General features: G+C 66.9%; 12 protein-coding genes, 5 pseudogenes and 1 riboswitch. Of the genes and pseudogenes, 4 read left to right on the top strand and 13 right to left on the bottom strand.

All coding sequences use genetic code 11. From position 1 onward, the window contains the following. Positions 1 to 7: 7 nt before the first annotated feature. From dnaE to FQ389_RS09145, 3 genes and pseudogenes are all read right to left on the bottom strand, one after another. On the bottom strand, positions 8 to 3,583 hold the full coding sequence (gene dnaE, locus FQ389_RS09155; protein WP_144206967.1) for a DNA polymerase III subunit alpha: 3,576 nt from the start codon (positions 3,581 to 3,583) through the stop codon (positions 8 to 10). 66 nt (positions 3,584 to 3,649) lie between these two features. Beyond that, positions 3,650 to 4,144, bottom strand: coding sequence for an SDR family NAD(P)-dependent oxidoreductase (locus FQ389_RS09150; RefSeq protein ID WP_260860618.1), 495 nt, complete (start codon positions 4,142 to 4,144; stop codon positions 3,650 to 3,652). Between the two features lie 150 nt (positions 4,145 to 4,294). Further along, positions 4,295 to 4,811: pseudogene (locus tag FQ389_RS09145) on the bottom strand (SDR family NAD(P)-dependent oxidoreductase); the annotation flags it as partial. Between FQ389_RS09145 and FQ389_RS09140 the strand changes: the two are divergent. Beyond that, positions 4,811 to 5,235: pseudogene (locus tag FQ389_RS09140) on the top strand (hypothetical protein); the annotation flags it as partial. The pseudogenes FQ389_RS09145 and FQ389_RS09140 sit on opposite strands and share 1 nt — an antisense overlap. On the opposite strand, the gene FQ389_RS09135 reads toward FQ389_RS09140, so the two are convergent. Together FQ389_RS09135 and lspA are read right to left on the bottom strand one after the other, a co-directional pair. Beyond that, on the bottom strand, positions 5,177 to 6,100 hold the full coding sequence (locus tag FQ389_RS09135; RefSeq protein WP_144206965.1) for an RluA family pseudouridine synthase: 924 nt from the start codon (positions 6,098 to 6,100) through the stop codon (positions 5,177 to 5,179). The pseudogene FQ389_RS09140 and the gene FQ389_RS09135 overlap by 59 nt on opposite strands. After that, a complete protein-coding gene (lspA, locus tag FQ389_RS09130; protein ID WP_144206963.1) occupies positions 6,100 to 6,744 on the bottom strand; it encodes a signal peptidase II in 645 nt (214 codons plus the stop codon). The genes FQ389_RS09135 and lspA overlap by 1 nt, the downstream gene beginning before the upstream one ends. A gap of 75 nt (positions 6,745 to 6,819) precedes the next feature. Between lspA and FQ389_RS09125 the strand changes: the two genes are divergently transcribed. Further along, the gene (locus tag FQ389_RS09125; protein ID WP_144206961.1) at positions 6,820 to 7,746 is read left to right on the top strand and encodes an asparaginase; all 927 of its coding nucleotides are present in this window, start codon (positions 6,820 to 6,822) and stop codon (positions 7,744 to 7,746) included. On the opposite strand, the pseudogene FQ389_RS09120 reads toward FQ389_RS09125, so the two are convergent. Beyond that, positions 7,711 to 9,152: pseudogene (locus FQ389_RS09120) on the bottom strand (DNA polymerase IV). The gene FQ389_RS09125 and the pseudogene FQ389_RS09120 sit on opposite strands and share 36 nt — an antisense overlap. A gap of 31 nt (positions 9,153 to 9,183) precedes the next feature. On the opposite strand from FQ389_RS09120, the gene FQ389_RS19605 reads away from it, so the two are divergent. Beyond that, positions 9,184 to 9,555 carry a hypothetical protein gene (locus tag FQ389_RS19605; RefSeq protein ID WP_260860617.1) on the top strand — a complete coding sequence of 124 codons (372 nt, stop codon included), beginning with the start codon at positions 9,184 to 9,186 and terminating at the stop codon, positions 9,553 to 9,555. Beyond that, the gene (locus tag FQ389_RS19600) at positions 9,552 to 10,112 is read left to right on the top strand and encodes a class I SAM-dependent methyltransferase (protein ID WP_260860616.1); all 561 of its coding nucleotides are present in this window, start codon (positions 9,552 to 9,554) and stop codon (positions 10,110 to 10,112) included. Before FQ389_RS19605 ends, FQ389_RS19600 begins: the two co-directional genes overlap by 4 nt. 14 nt (positions 10,113 to 10,126) lie before the next feature. Here FQ389_RS19600 and FQ389_RS19595 read toward each other — a convergent pair whose 3' ends face one another. The 7 genes and pseudogenes from FQ389_RS19595 to FQ389_RS09090 form a co-directional block, all read right to left on the bottom strand. Further along, on the bottom strand, positions 10,127 to 10,387 hold the full coding sequence (locus tag FQ389_RS19595; protein ID WP_260860615.1) for a hypothetical protein: 261 nt from the start codon (positions 10,385 to 10,387) through the stop codon (positions 10,127 to 10,129). A gap of 217 nt (positions 10,388 to 10,604) precedes the next feature. Further along, positions 10,605 to 13,730, bottom strand: a complete 3,126-nt coding sequence (gene ileS, locus FQ389_RS09105; RefSeq protein WP_144206959.1) for an isoleucine--tRNA ligase — start codon at positions 13,728 to 13,730, stop codon at positions 10,605 to 10,607. 224 nt (positions 13,731 to 13,954) lie between these two features. Then, on the bottom strand, positions 13,955 to 14,236 hold the full coding sequence (locus FQ389_RS09100) for an Rv1535 family protein (protein WP_144206957.1): 282 nt from the start codon (positions 14,234 to 14,236) through the stop codon (positions 13,955 to 13,957). 273 nt (positions 14,237 to 14,509) lie between these two features. After that, a riboswitch (M-box (ykoK) riboswitch) is annotated at positions 14,510 to 14,678 on the bottom strand. Between the two features lie 129 nt (positions 14,679 to 14,807). Further along, positions 14,808 to 14,948 (bottom strand): annotated as a pseudogene (locus FQ389_RS17885) (hypothetical protein); the annotation flags it as partial. 28 nt (positions 14,949 to 14,976) lie between these two features. Continuing rightward, positions 14,977 to 15,102, bottom strand: a pseudogene (locus FQ389_RS19590) (hypothetical protein); the annotation flags it as partial. 146 nt (positions 15,103 to 15,248) lie between these two features. Continuing rightward, positions 15,249 to 15,563 (bottom strand): NUDIX domain-containing protein, encoded by a 315-nt coding sequence (locus tag FQ389_RS09095; RefSeq protein WP_144206955.1) that lies wholly within the window; start codon positions 15,561 to 15,563, stop codon positions 15,249 to 15,251. Positions 15,564 to 15,573: 10 nt separating this feature from the next. Then, positions 15,574 to 17,165 (bottom strand): non-ribosomal peptide synthetase (locus FQ389_RS09090; protein ID WP_144206953.1); only part of this gene is annotated, 1,592 nt, incomplete at its 5' end.

The raw sequence follows: 17,165 nt of genomic DNA, 5'->3' as shown, positions 1-17,165 counted from the left end.
CGACGGCTCAGCTACCCAGACAGCCAGGGCCGAGCAGTTCCTTGAGGTCACCCATCAACGCGGGCGACGGCGTCACGCACAGCGACTGATCCAACTCCAGCGTCGTGATCCGGTCGCCGCTGATCAGCCGCAGATGGACATGCGCGGTACCGGGGTGCCGCGCCAGCACCTGTTTGAGTGCAGTGACCTTGTCGATCGTACACTGCCGGGTGGGCAGGCTGACCGCAAGCGGCCGATTCGGCTGCGCATTGGAAAAGTCGGGCACCACAAGCTCGTTGGCGATCAGCGAGATCCGGTCATCGCGGATCGCCACCTTCGCGTTGATCAGCACCACCGCGTCGTCGGCGATGTCGGCCCCGTACGCGGAGTACGCGTGCGGGAAGAATATCACCTCGATGCCACCGGTGAGATCTTCCAATTGGGCCGATGCCCAAGGCATTCCGTTCTTGTTGACCCGCCGGTTCACCGAGGCCAGGATGCCGCCCACCCGCACCTGGGCGTCGTTGGGCACATCCCCGTCGAGGATGGCCGGGATCTCGGTGTCGACCTGGGCTGCCAGCAGATGCGCGACCCCGTTGAGCGGATGCCCGGACACGTAGAGCCCCAACATTTCCCGCTCCAGGGCAAGCTTGTGTTTGTCTTCCCATTCGTCGCCGGGGACCTTGATGGTGAACACCGAATCGGTACCGTCGATCCCGTCGTTGCCGCCGACAAACAGATCGAACTGGCCGATCGCCTCGGCCTTCTTGGTGCCCAGCACGGAATCGACCGCGTCGGTGTGCACCAGGAACAGGCCCTTGCGGGCATGCCCCAGCGAATCGAAAGCGCCGGCTTTGATCAACGATTCGGTGACTTTCTTGTTGCAGGCCGAGATGTCGATCTTGTTCAGATAATCCGAGAAATCGGTGAATTTGCTTTTCTCGGTGCGGGTTTTGATCAGCGAGGACACCACGTTGGCACCGACGTTGCGGACCGCGGCCAGGCCGAAACGAATGTCTTTGCCGACCGAGGCGAAGTTTACCAGGGATTCGTTGACGTCCGGCGGCAGCACGGTAATGCCGAGCTTGCGGCAGTCGGCCAGATACACGGCGGCCTTGTCTTTGTCGTCGCCGACCGAGGTCAGCAGGCCCGCCATGTACTCGGCCGGGTAGTTCGCCTTCAGGTAGGCCGTCCAGTACGACACCAACCCGTACCCGGCGGCGTGCGACTTGTTGAACGCGTACCCGGCGAACGGAAGGATGGTATCCCACAACGCTTTCACCGCTTTTTCGGAGAACCCGTTGGCGGTCATGCCTTTGTAGAAACCCTTGTACTCGGCTTCGAGCACCTCGAGCTTCTTCTTCCCCATCGCCTTGCGCAGCGCGTCGGCCTTACCCATCGTGTAGGAGGCGACCTTCTGGGCGATGAACATGATCTGCTCTTGGTAGACGATCAATCCGTAGGTCTCGGAAAGGATTTCGCGAAGCGGTTCCTCAAGCTCTGGGTGGATCGGCTTGATCACCTGACGGCCGTTCTTGCGGTCGGCGTAGTCGTTGTGGGCGTTCATGCCCATCGGCCCCGGCCGGTACAGCGCCAGCACCGCCACGATGTCGTTGAACTCGGTGGGCTGCATCCGGCGCAGCAGGTCGCGCATCGGCCCGCCGTCGAGCTGGAACACCCCCAGGGTGTCGCCGCGGCCCAGCAGCTCGTAGGTGGCCTTGTCGTCCAGCGGCACCGACTCGAGGTCGAGGTCGATCCCCCGGTTGGCCTTGATGTTGTCCAGCGCGTCGCCGATGATCGTCAGGTTGCGCAGGCCCAGGAAGTCCATCTTCAGCAGGCCGATGGCCTCACACGACGGGTAGTCCCAGCCGGTGATGATGGCCCCGTCCTGGAGCCGCTTCCACAGCGGGATCGCCTCGGTGAGCGTCTCACTGCTCATGATCACCGCACACGCGTGCACACCGGCGTTGCGAATCAACCCCTCCAGGCCGCGCGCGGTCTGGTAGATGGTGCGTACGTCCGGGTCAGTTTCGATCAGACCGCGGACCTCGGCGGCTTCCTTGTACCGCTCGTGGCTGGGATCGGTGATCCCCGACAGCGGAATGTCCTTGGCCATGATCGGCGGCGGCAGCGCCTTGGTGATCCGGTCGGCGATCGCAAACCCGGGCTGTCCGTAGTGGATACGAGCCGAATCCTTCAGCGCCGCTTTGGTTTTAATCGTGCCGAAGGTAATCACCTGAGCGACGCGGTCCTGGCCCCACTTCTCCGCGGCGTAGCGCACCATCTCACCGCGCCGACGGTCGTCGAAGTCGATGTCGATGTCGGGTGCCGACGGGCGCTCAGGGTTGAGGAACCGCTCGAACAGCAGCCCGTGCGGAATCGGGTCGATGTTGGTGATGCCCAGCGCATAGGCCACCAGCGAACCCGCCGCCGACCCGCGGCCCGGCCCGACCCGGATATCGACCGAGCGGGCGTAGTTGATCAGGTCGGCGACGATCAGGAAGTAAGATGGGAAACCCTTGTCGCAGATGACGTTGATCTCGTATTCGGCGCGGTCGATGTAGTTCTGGCCGACCCCGGACGGGAAGCGTCGCCGCAGTCCGGCCATCACCTCGTGATGCAGCCAGCTGGCCTGGTCGTACCCCTCGGGTACCGGGAAGATGGGCATTCGGTCGCGGGGCGTCCACACCTCCTCGTAGGACTGCACCCTCTCGGCGATCAACAGGGTGGAGTCACACGCGCCGGGCACCTGGTCGTCCCAGATCTGCCGCATCTCGGCGGCCGACTTCAGGTAATAACCGTCACCGTCGAACTTGAACCGGTTCGGGTCCGAGAGCGTCTTGCCGGTCTGCACGCACAGCAGCGCCTCGTGGTTGTGCGCGGCGTCGCGGGTCACGTAGTGGCAGTCGTTGGTGGCCAGCGGCGGGATGTCGAGCTTGCGGCCGATCTCCAGCAGACCCTCGCGGACCCGCTGCTCGATGGACAGCCCGTGGTCCATCAGCTCGAGGAAGAAGTTGTTGGGTCCGAAGATTTCGCGCCACTTGGCCGCCGCCTCCAGCGCCTCGCGGTCGTGGCCCAGCCGCAGCCGGGTCTGCACCTCCCCGGACGGGCAGCCGGTGGTGGCGATGATGCCCTCGGCGTATTCGGCAACGAGCTCGGCGTCCATCCGCGACCACTTGCCGAGCTGACCCTCGAAGGAGGCCAGCGAGGACAGCTTGAACAGGTTGCGCAGCCCGGTGGCGTTCTCGGCCACCATCGTCAGGTGTGTGTAGGAGCCGCTACCCGAGACGTCGTCGGACTTCTGGCTCGGGTCACCCCACAGAACCCGGCGGGTGTCGAAGCGCGACGCGGGCGCGATGTACGCCTCGACACCGATGATGGGCTTGATTCCCGCCTTGGTCGCCGCGTTGTAGAACTCGCTGGCGCCGAACATGTTTCCGTGGTCGGTCATCCCGACCGCGGGCATCTGCAGCCGTTCCACCTCGGCGAGCATCGGCGCGATCTTCGTGGCCCCGTCCAGCATCGAGTACTCGGTGTGGTTGTGCAGGTGCACGAACGACGACTCGCGACGAACGCTTGCGTGAAGAGGAATCGGACCGGCCATAGAGAGGCCAGTTTATGACCGATGACCGACACGAGTTCGGCGTGTCGCAGAGCGTGTCTCGAACGGTTATCCGTACAACTGGACGTCGGTCGGCGATACCTGCGCCAGGAGCACGCTGAACCGCTTGGCGTTGACGATCTCGGTCCACTCGGTGGGTACCGGGCCCGGGAGCACAGCGTCGTCACCGAGACGCCCGTCCCGTGCAACTCCTCGTGGACGGCTTCGGAGGACCTCTGCACGAACCGAATACACCGCCATGTAGGGTAGCGGCTGGAACGCGGCGATCGAGGCGATGTTCATCACCGCTCCGGCGCCGCGCTTGACCATGCCGTCCAGCGCCGCGTAGGTCAGCTCCATCAACGCGAGCGCGTTGAGGGTGACCTCTTTGCTTTCGCGTTCCAGCGGCAGCTCGCGGAACACCCCACTGGTGCCGAACCCGGCGCTATTGCACAGGCCCGCAATAGGTTCCGTGCGCAGCCGGTCGCCCAGTTTCGCGCGGGCCTTGGCGTCGCTGAGGTCCAGCGGCATCACCTCGACGGCGACCGCGAATTCCTCACCCACCGCGTCGGCGAGCTCGTCGAGGCGCTCCCACGCGGCGCGCCACCAACAACAGCGGAAAGCCGCGCCGGGCCAGCTCGGCGCCGATGCCGGAGGAAGCCCCGGTAATCACGACGGTGGACTGGGTTTCCGGGTTTGGGGAGACTCATCGCGTCACCAATGGATTCCGCGGGCCGCTTGCACGAATGTCTCGCTCCGTCTGTCGAATGTGGCTTGTGTCATCGGGGTGTTCGCCTCCCTTGGCGGCGTGCGAATCATCGAACATGCTGAACGCCCGGTTGCGCACCCTGTCCATCACCGCGGGGTTGACGGTATCGGCGACGGCGGCGAATTAACCGAACGGTGAACTAGCCCGCCGCGGCCGGTGCACGATCGCGTCGGTGATCCTCCGGCCGCCTGGTCGTGCGTCAGCGCGGGGAACTTGTCGTACATCGTGGTCGTGCTGATCATCGGGGTCCGCACCAGCGCCATGTGCACCGTGGTGAATTTGACATTGTCGTTCACCACCTCGGCCTGCAGCGCGTCGCACAGGCTGTTTAGTGCGGCCTTGCTGGCGATGTACGCGCCGAACCGCAGTGCGCGGGTTTGCACGCCGACGGACGAGACGTTGATGATCTGGCCGAAGCCACGCTCGCGAATCACGAGGATGATATTTGAGGATGAGCTGGACGGGTGCTGCGTCCTGGCGGCAGCTACCTGGCCCAACACGTGGGGCCAGCCACGGTCAGCGAGCTGACCGAATACTTCATCGGCCCGCAACCGGAGGCGTGGGCCCGCCGGCACCCGGACAACGAACGCGCCGAAGTGCAGGACGCCGGCCTGCAGGTGCAGTAGATGCGGATGGAAAAACTGCGCGCGGAATTCTTCGAACATCGGCGCGGTCATCTACTTTCTGCGCAAGGTGATTTGGACGGTGCCGGACTTCTCGGTGCAGCGCTACCGCGGGCGGCTGCGCGAATTGCACGATCACATCGAGTCCGAGGGCCTTCGTCGCGCATGCCACCCGGGTCCTGGTCGAGGCGCAAGCCCGGCTGATCACCCCTCGTCGCGCAGCACGGCCAACGCGTGTTCCAGGTCGGCCGTGTAGGGGCTGACGAACTCCACCCACCGGCCGTCGGCGGGATGGGCGAACCCCAACGACCGGGCGTGCAACCATTGCCGTTGCAGCCCAATCTTTTTCGCTAGTTTAGGGTCGGCACCGTAAACCAGGTCGCCGCAGCAGGGGTGGTGCAGCGCGGCGAAATGCACCCGAATCTGGTGGGTGCGGCCGGTTTCCAAGTGCACATCGAGCAGGCTGGCCGCGACGTGCGCTTCGACGGTGTCGTAGTGGGTGATGCTGTGCCGGCCGTGCTGGGTGACGGCGAACTTCCACTCGCCGCCGCGGTGCCGGCCGATCGGCGCGTCGATCGTTCCGCTAGACGGGTCCGGATGTCCTTGCACCAGCGCGTGATAACGCTTGTCGACGGTGCGCTGTTTGAACGCCCGCTTGAGTAGCGTGTACGCTCGCTCGGACAGCGCGACCACCATCACCCCGGAAGTGCCCACGTCAAGGCGATGCACGATGCCCTGCCGTTCGTGCACACCCGAGGTGGTGATCCGGTAGCCCGCCGAGGCCAGGCCACTGAGCACCGTGGGCCCGCTCCAGCCGACGGATGCGTGCACGGCTACCGCGGCCGGCTTGTCGACCACTACGATGTCATCGTCGAAGTACAGAATCGTCATGCCCTCGATGTCGACCGGGGCGTTCTCCAGCGGCGGCGCCTCGGGCAGGCGCACCTCGAGCCAGGCGCCGGAGGTCAGGCGGTCAGACTTGCCCGCCGGCACTCCGTCGAGTTCGATGCCGCCGTCCTCGGCGATCGTCGCGACGGCGCTGCGGGACAGACCGAGCAGTCGCGACAGTCCAGCATCAACACGCATGCCCGCCAATCCCTCCGGAACGGACATCGAGCGGTTGGTCATCAGTCTTGGTCGGCCTTGTCCTGGTCGTCGGAGGTCAGGGCAGTCACGGCGGCCTTGCGCCGGCCCACCGAATCGAAGTCGAAGCCGAACACCGAGAGCACGACGAGCAGGATGGCGCCACCGACCACCGAGGGGTCGGCGACGTTGAACACCGGCCACCAGCCGATCGACAGAAAGTCCACGACGTGGCCGCGCAGCGGGCCCGGGGCGCGGAAGAACCGGTCGACCAGGTTGCCCATCGCGCCGCCGAGGATCATGCCAAGGCCCACCGCCCACAAGGGCGAGACCAGTCGTCGGCCCATCCAGAAGATGCCGATCACCACGCCGGTAGCAATCAGCGTCAACACCCAGGTGTATCCGGTGGCCATCGAGAACGCCGCCCCCGAATTGCGCACCAACGTCCAGGTCACCGTGTCGCCGATGATCGACACCGGCTGCCCCGGCGGCAGCAACCGGACGGCGATCACCTTGGTCACGGCGTCGAGGGCCAGCACCACCGCCGCCACCGACAACAGCAGGCGCAAGCGTCGCGGCGGCTGCGGCGCGGCGGAGTCGACCACCTCAGGCGTGGTCACGTCCGGGGACGGCGCGGCTTCCCCCACTGACGACACTGGCTCTGCCGATCGGGTTGGTTCTTCGGGCACCTCCCCATCATCCCCTAGCCGCCAGCCAGGTTGGGTGCCGCCTCACCGGGCCGGCAAATGGGGAATGATTTGGCCATGGGCCGGATCACCGTCATCACCACCGGTGGCACGATATCGACGAGCACCGGCGCCGACGGCGTGCTGCGTCCGAGCCGCAGTGGCGCCGACCTAACCGCCGGCCTCGACGTCGACATCGTCGACCTGATCGCGGTGGACAGCTCGGAGCTGACGGTGGCCGACTGGGATCGCATCGGCGCCGCCGTCGGGTCCGCGACCGCGAACGGCGCCGAGGGCGTGGTCGTCGCGCACGGCACCGACACCATGGAGGAAAGCGCGCTGTGGCTCGACCTCAGCTACGGCGGTGACGTCCCGGTCGTGCTGACCGGCGCCATGCGCAGCGCGGACGCCCCCGATGCGGACGGCCCGGGCAATCTACGCGACGCGGTGGCCGTCGCCGCCAGCCCGGCCGCCCGCGGCCTCGGCGTGCTGGTGGCGTTCGCCGGGCGGGTGCTGCAACCGCTGGGCATGCACAAGGTCGCGACGCAGGACCTAAGGGGTTTCGCGGGCGAGCTGGTCGGCACCGTCGCCGGCGAGGTGTCGTTGACCGGCGCCAAGGTGCGCCCACAACTCGGTGAGCTCTACGCCGTCGACGCGCCGCGGGTCGACATCGTCGCGGCCTACCTGGGCAGCGATTCGGTGGCGCTGGACGCGTGCGTGGCCGCCGGCGCGCGGGCCGTCGTCCTGGAAGCGCTGGGGTCGGGCAACGCCGGGGTCGCGGTCGTCGACGGCGTGCGCCGGCACTGCCGCGACGGGATCGTCGTCGCGGTGTCCACCCGAGTGCCCGGCGGCGGGGTCAGCGCGGGGTACGGGCCCGGCCACGATTTGGTCGAAGCGGGCGCGGTGCTGGTGCCGCGGTTGCGGCCATCGCAAGCGCGGGTGCTGCTGATGGCGGCGCTGGCCGCCGGGTCACCGGTCGCCGATGTGATCGGCCGCTGGGGCTGACGCCTCGTCGGTGTCCGCGGTGCGCAGGCCGGCCAACGTAGTCCGCCCAGTCCAGGGAGTCGACGGGGTTGGCACGCTGCAGGTCTACGGTGCCGGCGGGGAAGGTTCGCGCCTGCGCCGGGCCGGTGCCGCGGGTTTCGAACCGCACGGTGACCACGCCGTGGCCCGCGCCCTTTACCCAGCCGTGCCCCAGGTCGGGGTGCGTGACATCGTCGCCGATCCACCACGGCGCGGCCTGCGGTTCGGTCGCCGGCGCGAACATCGCCTCGGTCACCGTTGGGACTGCTGTCGGCGCCGTTTCGAAGGTGTGATGTGTCGCCGATTCCGGTGCCGACAGGTCCAGGTCGGGGAACAGCGACTCCTGTCGCACGTCGCTGAGCCCCGAAAACCCCACGCCGAGAAGGCGAATGGGGCCGATCTCGCGCGGGTCGAGCAGCAGTCGCCGGGCCACCGCGACCAGCGCGCCGGCCTCGGTGGTCGCGTAGGGCAACGTCGCGGAGCGGGTCAGGATGCTCATGTCGGATTTCTTCAGTTTCACCGTGACGGTCCGGGCGCCGCGGCCGTCGCGCAGCAGGCGCTGGTGGGCGTGCTCGGCGATGGCTTCGATCGCGTCGTGCTGCTGCTCGAGGCTGGTCAGGTCGGTGGCGAAGGTGGACTCGACGCTGATCTGCTTGGCCTCGGCGCGCTCCGCGACGGGACGGTCGTCGATGCCGCGGGCCAGCTGGTGCAGCGCCGGCCCGATCGTCGCACCCAGGATTGTTGGCTACCTCGGCGTCGGTCAACGCCGACAGCTGCCCGATCGTCTCGATGCCGAGCCAATGCAGCTTCTCCTCGGCCACCGGCCCAATCCCCCAGAGCCGGCGCATCGGCAGCGCGTCGAGCAGCAAACGTTCCTCGGCGCGAGACACCACCCGAATGCCGTCGGGTTTGGCCAGACCGGAGGCGATCTTGGCGATCTGCTTACCCGATCCGGCGCCGACCGAGGCGGTCAGCCCCGTCTCCTCGCGCATCTGTCGCCGCAGCGCCTCGCAGAACCGTTCGACGTCGCCCGGGTCGGCGCCGGCCAGTTGCGGGGGTTCGCCGAACGCCTCGTCGAAGGACAGCTGCTCAACGACGGGCAACAGGCCGCGCACCGCCTGGAACACCCGCCGGCTGGCTACCCCGTACACCACCACGCGCGGCGGTAACACCACCGCCGTCACGCCAACCATGCGGCGCGCCTGGTGCATCGGCATGGCCGACCGCGCCCCGAACACCCGCGCCTCATAGCTCGCGCCGGCCACCACTCCCCGGCCGCCCAATCCGCCGACAAGTACCGGCCGGCCGCGTAGGGTCGGGCGGGTCAGCTGCTCGACGAAGGCGAAAAACGCGTCCATATCCAGGTGCAGCACCCAACGGGACTCCACTCGCTAATGCTAGGGGGCTACCGTTTTGCCCATGGCCATGAACCTCGCGCATCGCCGGCTGTGCAGTTCGGACCGCTGTGCGAAGACCGTCGAACAGTATCTGCGGCCGTGGATCCTGGCGGATGTCAACCTGGGCGACAACACGCTCGAGATAGGGCCGGGCTACGGCGCGATCCTGACCTGCAACACGGTGTCTCCGGCCACGTTGCCGGATCGCTTGCGCGCGGCGGGATTTGGCGACGTCGATGTCCAGGCGCGCGGGCCGGCTGCGCTGGCGGGCGGTGAAGGATCAGTAGTTAGCGGCCAGATCGCTTGCCGACAGCGGTCTTTCGTGACGTCACCACGACCGTCGGCGATTGCTGAACCGGAGCCGACGGCCGCAGGGGGTAGAACGGAGGCATGACAAGCCTTTCCACTGAACCGTCGCTGTCCGAGCGGCAACCGCACCTGCTGCGCGAGGTGGCGGAGTCCTTCGGCGTGGACGCCGATCGTTACGACCGCTCGCGGCCCCGCTATCCCGAGGACATGATCCGCCGTGTCATCGACGCCAGCCCCGGCCCCGAATTCCTCGATGTCAGGTGCGGCACCGGCATCGGCGTACGACAGTACTGGGCGACCGGGGTCACGGTGCTCGGCGTCGACCCGGACCCGCGGATGGCCGAGGTCGCCCGGCGCAGTGGCATCGAGGTGGAAATCGGCAACTTCGAAACGTGGGACGCCCGAAGCGCCACTGCAGACACCCGGCGTCGAACTGCAAGAGGAAAACCGCAAACGGGCCATGGACGGTATCCGCACCGCGGGCGGCTTCACCGAGCCCGAGCGGTGGGAGTTTCAGTGGGAGCGTCGCTACACGCGCGACGAGTGGCTGGACCATCTGGCCACCACCGGCACGCTCACCGTGCTGGAGCCGGAGCAGGTCGCAACGGTGCGCGAGGCGGTGGGCGCCGCGGTGCGCCCTGATCAATGGGCACACGTCATCCGCGGTCATGCCGGTGGCCCGGGCCAGCGCGTCGATCCGCATCACCGCCGTTTCCAGCCGCCGCGGACAGGCCGGCCACCACCGCCTCTTTACCCGACCACAGCCCCGCCGCCATCGCGCAATCCCATGCGCCGAGCTCGCTGCCGCGCCGGTGGTACACGTTGCGGTAGATCCGTGTGCACGAGCGGCGCAGGTCGCGCTGCGTCCATACACTGGCGCGCAACGCGTCGGTGCCACAGAACGGTGGGGCGGTCACGCGGGCAGCATGCCACCGCACCCCGACATTGCCGCGAGACTGCAACCACCGACTGGGCTCCTCGCGAAATGCGTCGCGGAATACAGTTTCGCGGAAGGTACGGAGGAGCGGAAGGTACGGAGGAGCGGAAGGTACGGAGGAGCGGAAGGTACGGAGGAGCGGAAGGTACGGAGGAGCGGAAGGTACGGAGGAGCGGAAGGTACGGAGGAGCGGAAGGTCAGGCCTTGGCGATCGCGACCCGCACGCCGTCGCCGATCTGAGCGGCGTCCTCGGGCTCGCCGAATTGGAAACTGGTGGCGAGTATTTCGCCCGCGATGAGCTCGCGATGCCGCTCGGCCCAGTCGGCCCGCTCCGCGGGCACCGACATCACCACCCGGATGCGGTCGGAGACGTCAAGCCCGGTCGACTTGCGCAGCTCCTGCAGCTCGCGGATCCGGTCCTTGGCCCAGCCCTCGGCCTCCAGCTCCGGGGTCACCGTGCCGTCCAGCACCACCAGGCCGGCGCCGCCGGGCAGCGCCGCGGTGAACTCCGGGTCGGCGGCTACCAGTCGCGAGCTGTACTCCTCGGGTTGCAGCACCGCGGGTCCAGCGGTCAGGGTGCCGTCCGGGTTGACCACGCCCTCGCCGGCCTTGACCGCCTTGATCGCGGCCTGCACGTCTTTGCCCAGCCGCGGCCCGGCGACGCGGGCGTTCACGGTGAGCTCGAACCAGCCGTAGGTGTCAATCGCGTCGGTGAGTTCGACGCTCTTCACGTTGAGCTCGTCGGCGATCAGATTGGTTAACGGCGCCAGCTGCTGCGGATCCTCAACGGCCACAGTAAGTTTCGGCAGTGGCAGCCGCACGCGCAGCTTCTTGGCCTTGCGCAACGACGACGCCGACGAGCAGACGTCGCGGACCTGGTCCATCGCGGCGACCAGGCCGGCGTCGGCGGGCAATTCCCCGGCCTGCGGCCAGTCGGTGAGATGCACCGACCGTTCGCCGGTGAGGCCGCGCCAGATGATCTCGGTGATCAACGGCAGCAGCGGCGCGGCCAGTCGCGAGACGACCTCCAGCACGGTGTGCAGGGTGTCGATGGCGTCGTTGTCCTCTTCCCAGAACCGCGAACGTGACCGTCGCACATACCAATTCGTCAGCGCCTGGGTGAACTGGCGGAGCTGCTCGCAGGCCCCGGAAATGTCGCAGACGTCCAGTGACGCTGTGAGCTCGTCGCGCAGCACGGCGAGCTTGGCCAGGATGTAGCGGTCCAGCACGTGGGTCGAATCGGTGCGCCAGACACCGACTTTGGGGGCATAGAGGGCCAAGAAGGTGTACGCGTTCCAAAACGGCAGCAGAACCTGGCGCACACCGTCGCGTATGCCCTGCTCGGTTACGATCAGGTTGCCCCCGCGCAGGATGGGCGAGGCTATCAGGAACCAGCGCATCGCGTCGGAGCCGTCGCGATCGAACACCTCGGACACGTCCGGGTAGTTGCGCAGCGATTTGCTCATCTTTTGGCCGTCGGAGCCGAGCACGATTCCGTGCGACACACAGGTTTTGAACGCGGGCCGGTCGAACAGCGCGGTGGCCAGCACGTGCAGCGTGTAGAACCAGCCGCGGGTCTGCCCGATATACTCGACGCTGAAGTCGCTCGGGAAGTGCGTGTCGAACCAGCCTACGTTCTCGAACGGGTAGTGTACCTGCGCGTACGGCATGGAACCCGAGTCGAACCACACGTCGAGCACATCGGGAATGCGCCGCATCGTGCTGCGGCCGGTGGGGTCGTCGGGGTTGAGCCGGGTGAGCTCGTCGATGTAGGGCCGGTGCAGGTTGGTGGGCCGCACCCCGAAGTCGCGCTCCAGCTCGTCGAGGCTGCCGTAGACATCGATGCGCGGGTAGGCCGGGTCGTCGGACTTCCACACCGGAATCGGGGTGCCCCAGTAGCGATTTCGCGATATAGACCAGTCGCGCGCACCCTGCAGCCACTTCCTGAACTGGCCGTCCTTGACGTGTTCGGGGTACCAGGTGATCTGCTGGTTGAGCTCCACCATGCGGTCCCGGAACTGCGTGACGGTGACAAACCAGGACGACACCGCGCGGTAGATCAGCGGATTGCGGCAGCGCCAGCAGTGCGGGTAAGGGTGTTCGTAGGTCTCGTGCCGGATCAGCACCGGCTGGTTGACCGCCGCCGGCCCCGTCCCGTTCTTCAGGTCGCGGATGATGTGTGGGTTCGCGTCGAGGACATGCTGCCCCTGGTAATCTGGGACGGTGGCGTCGAAGCGGCCCTTGGCGTCGACGGGTGTGACCGGCACGATGCCGACCTTGTCGGTGGTGGCCATGTCGTCCTCACCGTAGGCCGGAGCCATGTGGACGATCCCGGTGCCGTCATCGATCGTGACGAAATCTCCGGGCAGCACCTGAAAGGCGTTGGGCGAGTCCATGAAATAGGGGAAGGGCGGCAGGTATCGGGTGCCAAGCAGGGCGGTGCCCCTGTAGGTGCCCAGCACCTCGGGCTCGTCCCCCAGCTCCTTGGCATACGCGCCCAGCCAGGCCTCGGCCAGCACCAGTCGCCGCTCCCCCGCCCGGATCTGGACGTAGCTGACGTCCGGGTTCACCGCGACGGCCAGGTTAGACGGCAGGGTCCACGGCGTTGTGGTCCACACCAACAGGTAGGCGCCGTCCAGCTCGCCGCCCGCGACCCGGAAGCCCACCGTGACGGCCGGGTCCTGCCGGCTTTGATAGACGTCGTCGTCCATCCGCAACTCATGGTTGGACAACGGTGTTTCATCACGCCAGCAGTACGGCAGCACCCGGTAGCCCTCGTAGGCCAGGCCTTTGTCCCACAACTGCTTGAACGCCCAGATCACCGACTCCACGTAGGGCAGGTCCAGCGTCTTGTAGTCGTTGTCGAAGTCGACCCAGCGTGCCTGGCGGGTGACATACGCCTGCCACTCGTCGGTGTAGCGCAACACCGATTCCCGGCAGGCCTCGTTGAACGCGGCGATTCCCATGTCGTCGATCTGCGACTTGTCGGTGATGCCCAGCTGGCGCTCGACCTCGAGTTCGGCGGGCAGCCCGTGGGTGTCCCAGCCGAAACGGCGGTCCACCTTGTACCCGCGCATGGTGCGATACCGCGGCACAATGTCTTTCACGTAGCCGGTGAGCAGGTGCCCGTAGTGCGGCAGTCCGTTGGCGAACGGCGGCCCGTCGTAGAACACATACTCCTGGGCGCCGTCGCGGCGGGCGATGCTGGCCCGGAACGTGTCGTCGCGAGTCCAGTAGTCGAGCACCTCGAGCTCTAGCCGGGGAAAGTCTGGGACTCCACCGGCCAGCTTGGGATACGTCCTGGCGTCAGCGTTTTTGGTCACGGTGCGTGTCGTCTCCTGCGTGCCTACGGTCCAGGCCGGGGACGACGACGCGCAACCTGCGCGAGCACCGCGGTACCACCCCGCTTGTCGCGCTGGCGCGCGACCGCTCGAACGGCTGTGACGGGCCTACCCGTTCGGGTCTACTGGGCTGCCCCGATACCGGAGCGGGCTGTTCTTCCGAAGACTCCCCGGTGATGGCCGGATCGTTGCCGTTGAGGAAGATTCTACTGACCAGTGCAAATCGCGTCCGCGGCATGTCCCTCGGATCGGGTGCGGACCTCGAGCACCCCGACGCGCAGCAGGGCCGCGTACACGTGGCGCACCGGAACGGTCAAAAGCAGCGCCAGGCCGTCCACCAGCGGGTCGGGGCCGATGCCGAACGGCAGGGCGTCGGCGCGGCGCGCCTTTGTGAGTGCGCACTCCTGCACCGCGACCGGGTCGGGCACCACCTGCAGGTTGCGCGTGGCGGGAACGGCAACCGCTTCGTCGAAGAGCACCGCGGTCATTGATCGTCTCCTATCGGATTTCGAAACGAGCTGGGACTGAGATGCCCCGCCTCGCACCGAATCCGAGCCGAAAATTCCTGGCGGAAAAGCTGATTCGCTTAGCGCAGGGTACCGGATGCGGAGGCGGGACTGGGACGGAACATGCCGGGATGTCCATCCGGACTGCCACTGGAACTCATGCGTCCCTCACCTCCTTCACGGTCATGACGCGTGCGGTGACCCGCGTCGATTACGCGCACCACAAGGAGTCCAGCACCCAGCGACCGCCGGGAATCCGCACCCCTCTCGTCAGAGCTTTGGCACCACACGACGTGTCCGAAACTCTGGGAGCCACTTCGGCTCAACCCTTAAGCCGAGAGAAGCTTCCTGACCCGGGGCGTCTTTCGACGTTGGGGGTCAGTGGCCTGTATTCGTGTAGCCGCCTCACCTAACGAGGTGCAGTCCCATAGTCCACGAGGGGCCCCAGCCGGTCAACACGATTGAGCCGATGTCAGGGAATCTTTACGCCCGCTCCCGGGCATTCACCCGACACTGGCGGGTTGACCAGCACAAACGATAACTGTTAGGCCGTTCACACGCCCTGATCAATCGCCCGCAGGTCCTCGAGGCGTCCGATGGTGTCGGCGAACTCCTCGACCATGTCCAGCACCACCGCGCGGGTGGGCCGGACCCGATCGAGCGAACCGACGACCTGGCCGACGAAGTAATTCGCGCTCGCAGGCCGCCCAGCTCTAGGTCGCACCGTGCCACAACATGGTGGCGAGCAGTTCGTTGAGCGCCCGCGCCAACGGCGGATGGTTGAGCAAAACCTGGAAAATGCTGAGTTCGGCCATGTAATCGGGGACGTCATGGTTCAGCACTCCGATGTACTTCGCGGAACGTCTTCACGTTCATTGCCGATCCTAATCAGGCGGGGCGCCGGCGTCCCGCACGCGCGAGGCGGATCACTGCGGCGGCGACGGGCGCGATGCGGTGGTCATCGACGCGCAGGAAAGCCGCACTCGCCACGTCGTCACCCGTTTCCATGGGCACGGACGCGGCCGCCGAGGTCGAACGCATAGAAGTGTTGCCGCGATCGCCACGCCGCACCGCGGTCACGTTCGAAGAAGTGTTCCTCGAACTGGCACACCAGTTCCCGCTCCAGGGCCGCGACGAGCGACTCCCCATCGTACACGCCTCCGCCCGGCAGGCCCCAAAGCCCTTCGCCTGCTGCCTCTTTCGTCAGCAACACGTCCTCGTCGCGAAACGCGGCACCAGATGCGCCGCTCCGGTCAGATCCGAGGCACAGGACGCGCTCCAGTCCGTGAGGGAAAGGCAGCTGCGTCATGGGCGCTGGGCTAGAGCAGTCCCACCAGTTGCAGATCGGTGACGTACTTGATGATGACCGGCGCCGTGATGTGCGGGATGTCGTTGTCGGGCCCAACCTTGGCTTCCTGCACCGCGGCCCGGAAGCGGTCGGTCGGCGCGAACGACCCCCTGGCCGGCTCCAGCGGCTGAATCTGGTCCGGGTTGTGCAGCAGCAGCAGCTGCAGCATCTGGAGCACCGAGTGCTGACGCTGCCGATCCGGCAGAGCCCGCAGCTTGGATTCGAACTCCCGCACCCACTCACCGAAGTCGTCGATGCGCTGGATAGGGTAGCCAGCCTCGATCAGCCAGTCGACATAGGTGTCGATGCCGATGCCGTCGTCGTGCGGGTTCATCACGTGGTAGGTCTCGAACCCGTCGACCACCTGCGCACCCAACGTGGCGATCGCCTCGGCGACGAATTCGACGGGCAGGCCGTCGAAGTGCGAGCGTTGCCGGTTGCCGTTGGCGTCACGCTGATAGAACGAGCCGGGCGCGACACCGGTGGCCACCAGGCTCAGGATCATCCGCGTGACCACGTCCGTCACGTTGAACTGGCCCGCATAGCTGGTGTCGGACAGGATCATATCACTGCGGAACACCGAAACCGGAAGCCCGAACTGCTCGTTGGCCTCCCGCAGCAGCACCTCGCCGGCCCACTTGCTGTTGCCGTAGCCGTTGGCGTAGCTGCCGTCCAGCACGCGGGTGGGACTGATGACCCGGATGTCGGCGTCCTCGGTGAACAGCGCCGAATCGATCTGGCGGCCGAGGTCCGACGTCGACACGTAGGCGTACGGCTTGATCCTGGTGGTCAGCGCGAACTTGATCAGCTCGGCCGTACCGACGACGTTGGGCCCGAACAACTCTCGGTAGGGCAGCACACCGTTGACGACCGCGGCGGAGTCGACGATCAGATCGACGGACTCGGCCAGCCGCTGCCAGGTCTGCTCGTTGAGACCCAGGTGGGCCTCGCCCTTGTCGCCGGCGACGACCTCGAGATGATCAGCGGCCAGCTGGTGGAAGTGGTTCACCAATTGCGGGTCGCCGGTGTCGAAGGTCTTCTCCAAACGGCGCCAGGCCTCTTCGTCGGAGCCGGCACGTACCAGGCAGATCAGCTTGCCGTCGACCCGCTTGAGCTGCTTGAGCCACTCGAGCGCCAGGTACCGGCCCAGGAAGCCGGTGGCCCCGGTCAGCAGCACGGTGCGTGCCTCGGCGCTCGGACCGGGCAGCGTCGGCGCGGTGTTCAGCGTCGTCGCGTCGATGAACTTGTCCAGCGTCAGGTCGCTGGCGCGCAGCCCGGTCGTGTCGCGGCCGTGCACGGCCGCGTAGCTAGGTCCGTGCGTCTCGGCGTCGTCCGCGGCGGTCTCGTTGTCCAGCCGATGGCTCACGCCGCGCACCGAGGGCGCCTCGAGCAGCGTGCGCACCGAGAGGTTGGAATCGAACGCGGTGTTGATCGCGGCGACCACCTGCATCGACAGAATGCTGTCGCCGCCGAGGTCGAAGAACGAGTCGTCGACACCGACCCGTTCGACCCCGAGCACCTGGGCGTAGATGTCGGCCAGGACCTCCTCGACCGCGTCCGACG

Origin of the sequence: Mycobacterium tilburgii, assembly GCF_902168065.1 — a bacterium.
Taxonomy (GTDB): Bacteria; Actinomycetota; Actinomycetes; order Mycobacteriales; family Mycobacteriaceae; genus Mycobacterium; species Mycobacterium tilburgii.
This window is presented reverse-complemented; position numbering and strand designations above follow the sequence as displayed.